The organism is Corallococcus praedator (assembly GCF_003612125.1).
Classification (GTDB): Bacteria; Myxococcota; Myxococcia; order Myxococcales; family Myxococcaceae; genus Corallococcus; species Corallococcus praedator.
This window is the reverse complement of the sequence record NZ_RAWI01000523.1, coordinates 1-5495: the sequence shown is the minus strand read 5'-3', so window position 1 is coordinate 5495 and position 5495 is coordinate 1. Positions and strand designations below refer to the sequence as shown.

Annotated in this window: 6 protein-coding genes; 5 read left to right on the top strand and 1 reads right to left on the bottom strand. The window is 68.8% G+C overall.

Annotation, left to right across the window (positions count from 1 at the left end; genetic code table 11):
• From D7Y13_RS37825 to D7Y13_RS37805, 5 genes are all read left to right on the top strand, one after another.
• Positions 1-679 (top strand): MFS transporter (locus D7Y13_RS37825; RefSeq protein ID WP_208734533.1); only part of this gene is annotated, 679 nt, incomplete at its 5' end.
• Positions 676-2805, top strand: coding sequence for a carbohydrate binding family 9 domain-containing protein (locus D7Y13_RS37820; protein ID WP_120585436.1), 2130 nt, complete (start codon positions 676-678; stop codon positions 2803-2805). The genes D7Y13_RS37825 and D7Y13_RS37820, both read left to right, overlap by 4 nt.
• Before the next feature lie 14 nt (positions 2806-2819).
• Complete coding sequence (locus tag D7Y13_RS37815; protein ID WP_158620468.1) at positions 2820-3662, top strand: methyltransferase domain-containing protein; 843 nt, start codon at positions 2820-2822, stop codon at positions 3660-3662.
• A gap of 18 nt (positions 3663-3680) precedes the next feature.
• Positions 3681-4511, top strand: a complete 831-nt coding sequence (locus D7Y13_RS37810) for an MbnB/TglH/ChrH family RiPP precursor modification enzyme (protein ID WP_120585434.1) — start codon at positions 3681-3683, stop codon at positions 4509-4511.
• Positions 4512-4523: 12 nt separating this feature from the next.
• A complete protein-coding gene (locus D7Y13_RS37805; protein WP_120585433.1) occupies positions 4524-5123 on the top strand; it encodes a hypothetical protein in 600 nt (199 codons plus the stop codon).
• Positions 5124-5135: 12 nt separating this feature from the next.
• On the opposite strand, the gene D7Y13_RS37800 is transcribed toward D7Y13_RS37805, so the two are convergent.
• Positions 5136-5495 (bottom strand): YbhB/YbcL family Raf kinase inhibitor-like protein (locus D7Y13_RS37800; RefSeq protein WP_147452592.1); only part of this gene is annotated, 360 nt, incomplete at its 5' end.

The window sequence follows — 5495 nt, the reverse complement described above, 5'->3', positions numbered from 1 at the left end:
GGGCTGGGCGCTGGCGCTCCAGGGACTCATGTCTCCCTTCACGTATGTGAAGAACCACCCGCATCTTTCGGGCCTGTTCCTCTGGCAGTTCTTCTTCACCTTCGCGCTGGCGCTGTTCCCCACGTACCTGCCGCTCTACGCGGTGGAGCTGGGGGCGCCCCGGGAGCTGGTGGGGCCGTTGGTGGCGGTGTCGTGGCTCGTCTTCGCCTTCGTGCAGCCCTTTGGCGGACGGCTGTCGGACCGGCTGCCCCGGCGCGTGGGCCTCATCACGCTGGGCCAGGCGGGCATGGCGGTGATGGCGGCGGTGCTCGGCGCCTCCGGCTGGCTGCCGCACGAATACGCGCTGGGCGCGCTGGTGGGGGCGTGGGTGCTGCTCGCGGTGCCGGACGGCCTGCACCGCAGCTCCGCGTCCGCGCTGGTGGTGGAGCAGGTGCCGTCGCCCACGGAGCGCGGCCGTTTCATGGGCGCGCTGGGCTCCAGCGCGGCGCTGGCGGGCGTGCTCGCGCCCATCACCTACGGCCTGGTCGCGCAGCGGGCCGGCATTGGCTTCACGTTCCTTCTTTCCTCGGCGGCCTTCGTGCTGGCCCTCGGCTGTGTGTCGAGGGTCCGCGAGTCCTCCGACGTCTCGCCTGTCGCGGTCCCGGTGACCGCCCTCAACCCCAACACGGAGCCCGGATGAGCCCCTTTCGAAATGTGTGTCGCTGGGGCACCGCGCTGTGCGTCGCGCTGGTGCCCGCCCTGGGTTTCGCCGATTCGACCTACAAGGTCACGGCGACGCAGACGAAGGACGTCATCACCATTGACGGCAAGGGGGACGAGCCGGCGTGGCAGACGGCGCCGGAGATTGGCGGCTGGTTCCTCACGCGCGTGGACTACGGCCGTCCCGCGCCGGACGACACCAAGGTCCGCATCCTCTACGACAAGGACAACCTCTACTTCCTCTTCCACTGCCTGGACTCGAAGCCGGAGCGCATCTCCGGCTACACGGTGCAGAACGAGGGGTTCCTCCACCAGGAAGACAACATCACCATCATCCTGGACACGTACCTGGACCACCGCAACGCGTACTACTTCTGGACCAACCCGCTGGGCGTGCGCACCGACGGGCGCATCGTGGACGACGGCGAGGCGTTCTCCACCAACTGGCGCGGCGAGTGGGAGACGAAGTCCACGGTGGTGAAGGACGGCTGGATTTCGGAGGTGCGCATCCCCTTCGCGAACTTCCAGTTCGAGAAGAAGGAGGAGATGACGTTCGGCATGCTCCTGGACCGCGAACAGTCGCGCAACCAGGAGTGGAGCAACTGGACGCCGGACGGGGTGAACAGCGCGAAGGTGAGCCGCTATCCGCACCTGGACGGGCTCAAGGACATCAACCCGCGCTCCATCTTCAGCATCACCCCCTACGTGGCCACCACGGTGGCGCTCAAGTACAACGACGACCGCGGCACCCTCCGGCCCAACGTGGGCGCGGACGCGCGCATCGACCCGGCCCCGTGGCTGTCGTTGAAGCTGACGGCCAACCCGGACTTCAGCGACTCCGAAGCGGACCAGGGCTTCCTGCTGCTGGACACCGAGCAGCCGCTGTTGCCGGAGCGCCGCCAGTTCTTCCTGGAGAGCGAGCACCTCTTCATCGCGCCCATCAACATCTTCACCTCGCGCCGCATCGCGCTCCGGCCGCATGACCGGGTGTGGGGCGGGTTGCAGCTCACCGGCAAGGTGGGCGACACGAACTTCGCGATGATGGACATCCAGCACCGCGACTTCACCGGCAAGGACGCGAACGGCCGGGACGTCTTCGAGAACGTCAACTCCGGCGTGCTGCGGCTCCAGCATGACATTGGCAAGCGGTCGATGATTTCGCTCGTGGCGCTCAACCGCAGCGGGCGGGGCGGCATCTTCGGGGACTCGGACTTCCAGACGGTGGGCCTGGACGGCAACTTCCACGTCTTCGAGGAGTTCTTCATCCAGGCGCAGGCGCTCAAGAGCTGGAGCCCGCTGGGCAACGAGGACTCGGACGCGTACCACGTGGGCCTGCACCGCTTCGACACGCTGTCGGAGTTCTGGCTGCAGTTCGAGGACATCGGGAAGAACTACGCGAACCCGCTGGGCTGGACGCCCGTCATCGACAAGCAGGGCTACAATTCGCACCTGTTCCTGAACCCGTTCCCCAAGTGGCGCTTCCTGCCCCGGCTGGACGTGACGTGGGACACGCTGTGGCGCCGCAACCACGAACACCAGCGCACGCGCTGGCGCCAGCGGCTCAACGTCCAGCCGTACCTGCACCACGACTTCGCGCTCATCTTCGACGGCATCTACGACGACAACGAGGGGTTCCGAAACCGCCTGGGCACGTTTGGCTTCACCCTGTTCCCGCATGACTGGCAGAGCTACACGCTGAGCGCCATTGGCGGCCGGTTCCTGGGCGGACAGATTCGCGGCCTGAACGGCGCGGTGAACTTCAAGGTGGGGCCGCACATCGTCGCCCGGTTCAGCGGCTTCTACACGCGCAACTTCGGCGTGCCGGAGAACAGCGACCTCTTCGGCGTGTCCGGTGACGGCTACAGCTTCTCCGGCTATGCGCAGCTGCGCTACCACTTCAGCCCGGACCTCTACGCGCGCCTCACGCTGCAGAAGGGGGATGTGTATGAGCTGGCGGACTACAACGCCGTGAAGGGCACGTTCCTGGACGCGATGATTGGTTGGCATTACCGCCAATGGAGCGACATCTTCCTCGTCTACACGGATCAGCCCTTCGCCGGCTCCCAGGAGCGGCGGATCCTGTCGAAGATCTCCTTCAACTACTGAAAGAAGGCACCCCCATGAGCACCGCCGACGCCGCCAGCCTCAAGCGCCGCTACGACGAGGTGTCCCCGAAGTACGACCAGGGTGGCCCCAACGCCATGGCCATCAAGCTGTTCTGGCTCACCTACGAGCACCTCACCTGGAAGCCGGTGGAGGCGCTCCTGCCCAGGGACGGCACGTCCTGGCGCGTGCTGGACGCGGGCGGCGGCGGAGGCAAGTTCGGCACCCGCTTCGCGGAGGCGGCCCACCACGTCACCGTGCTGGACATCTCCCCGGGCATGCTGGAAGGGGCCCGAGCGCAGTTCGGCGTGAAGGGCCTGTTGGACCGCGTGACCTTCGTGGAGGGCAACGTGGCGGCGCTGGACCTGCCGGACGCGGCGTTCGACCTGGTGTTCTGCGAAGGCGACCCGGTGTCCTACTGCCTGGACGCGTACCCCAGCGCGGTGAAGGAGCTGGTGCGCGTGGCGAAGCCGGGGGCGCCGGTGGTGCTGGGCGTGGACAACCGCTACGAGGCCTTCTCCGGCGCCCTGAAGATGGGGCGGCCCCAGGAGGCGTTCCGCACGCTCCAGGACGGCCGGACGACGTGTCCCTACGGCCTGCCGGTGCACGCGTTCACGGTGCGCGAGCTGGAGCAGGCGGTGGCGGCCGCGGGCGCGGAGCTGCTGGAGATCTTCGGCAAGCCGGTGATGTTCTTCGACATGCTCAACGCCATGGCCGCCGCGGGCGGGGGCAGCTCCGACAAGCCCTGGGACGCGTGGGCCGCGCGTGAAGAGATCCTGGCGATGCAGGAGAAGCTGGCGCACGAGGGCTTCGCGGTGCTGGGCCAGCACTTCCAGGTGATGGCTCGGCGGCGGGCCTGAGGGCAAGGAGCGCGCACCGTGGGCCTTCCCTTTCTTGGCGTGGGGCTCAGCTACCGCTGGGACCTCAATCCGCATCTGGCGCGCGGCAACCCCGGCGTGGACTGGCTGGAGGTGACGCCCGAGCACTTCCTGCCGCTCACGGCGGACTCCGAGCGGCGCCTGGACCTGCTCGCGAAGCGCTATCCATTGGTGGGTCACAGCCTGGAGTTGTCGGTGGGCTCGGACGGCGTGGACGCGCCCGGCTACCGCGAGGGTTTGCGCCGCATCACGCAGCGGACGAAGAGCGTGTGGCACGGCGACCATCTGTGTTTCACGCGCGTGGGGGACCTGCCCCTGCGCGCGCTCACGCCGGTGCCGCTGACGGATGAGGCGGTGGCCACCTGCGTGCGCAACGTGCGCGCGGCCCAGGCGGACCTGGGCGTGCCCTTCGTGGTGGAGAACATCGCGTATCTCTTCCACACGCCGCTCAACACGCTGGACGAAGCGGACTTCCTGCGCCGCGTGGTGGAGGGCGCGGACTGCGGGCTGCTGCTGGATTTGCACAACCTGTATTGCAATGCGGCCAACCACGGGTTCGACCCGTATGCCTTCCTGGACCGGCTGCCCCTGGAGCGGGTGGTGCAGATCCACCTGGCGGGCGGCATGACGCTGGAAGGACTGCGATTGGACAGCCACTCGGCGACTTCACCCGAAGAGGTGTGGCGGCTGTTGGAGTACGTGGCGCCGCGCTGTCCGGTGCGGGGTGTGAACTTCGAGATGGACAGCGGCTTTCCGCCCTTCGCGCGATTGGTGGAGGAGCTGTCGCGTGCGCGCGCCATCCTCCAGCGCTGCGGCGCGAGCGCGGCCTGAAGGGACACGACCATGGGTTATCCGGAGACGCTGGAGGCACTGGCGCGGCTGCACGTGGACCCCCGCTTCCGCGAGGCGTGGACCCGGGATGCTTCCCGGACGCTGGCCCCGCTGGCGCTGACGCCGGGGGAGCGGGAGGCGCTCGGCCGCGTGGACCGGACGGTGGTGGACCGCGCCGGACGGATGATGGACTACCACCGCACCGAGCGCGTGCGCGAACAGCTCCCCTGGGTGGATGAGGCGAAGCGGCCGGAGCTGACGCCGCTCCGTCTGGCCTTCCTCCAGGACGTGCTGCCGGAGGTGCTCAACCGCGAGGAGGCCATCGCCTGGTGCCGCTTCCTGGAAGCGGGCGACCCCCAGGGGAACCGCCTGCCGGCCTACGTCCCCCAGGTGGCCCGCTGCGAGCGGCTGCGCCTGTCGCTCGCGTGGGGACTTCTGCCCATGCCCCCGGTGGGACCGCACGTGGAGTCCTTCGACTTCCCGGTGCTGGGGCTGCTCGCCGCGCTGGACGCGCCGGGCTGGCCCCCGGTGGAGGCCCGCCCCACGCGCGTGGAGTACCTCAAGGTGCCGGGCCTGCCCGCGGTGATGTTGCGCGAGCTGCCCGCCCCGTGAGGGCTGCTCTCATCAGTGGTTGCGGCTGCCGTCGCGGCGGGTGGACTTGTCGGAAGCGGCGCGGTGATGCGCCTTCTCGTAGGTGCCCATGAGCTGGGCCTCGCCCAGGATGTGGCCGTCCATGGCCTCGCGCAGCTCCGCGCGGGAGGGCCGGCCCAGGTCCGGCAGCACTGTGTCCAGGGCGTACAGCCGGAAGTAGTACCGGTGGCTGCCGATGGGCGGCATGGGCCCCCCGTAGTCCTGCCGGTGGAAGTCGTTGAGCCCCAGCTTCACCCCGTCCGGCAACACGTCCAGGGTGGCCCCGTCCGGGAGGCTCTGGGCGTTGACGGGCAGGTTGTAGAGGACCCAGTGGCAGAAGGTGCGCTGCGGGTG

Bases quoted from the DNA above. Each gene is read 5' to 3' on its own strand.
- D7Y13_RS37820 (WP_120585436.1), top strand. From the start codon at position 676: ATGAGCCCCTTTCGAAATGTGTGTCGCTGGGGCACCGCGCTGTGCGTC.
- D7Y13_RS37815 (WP_158620468.1), top strand. From the start codon at position 2,820: ATGAGCACCGCCGACGCCGCCAGCCTCAAGCGCCGCTACGACGAGGTG.
- D7Y13_RS37805 (WP_120585433.1), top strand. From the start codon at position 4,524: ATGGGTTATCCGGAGACGCTGGAGGCACTGGCGCGGCTGCACGTGGAC.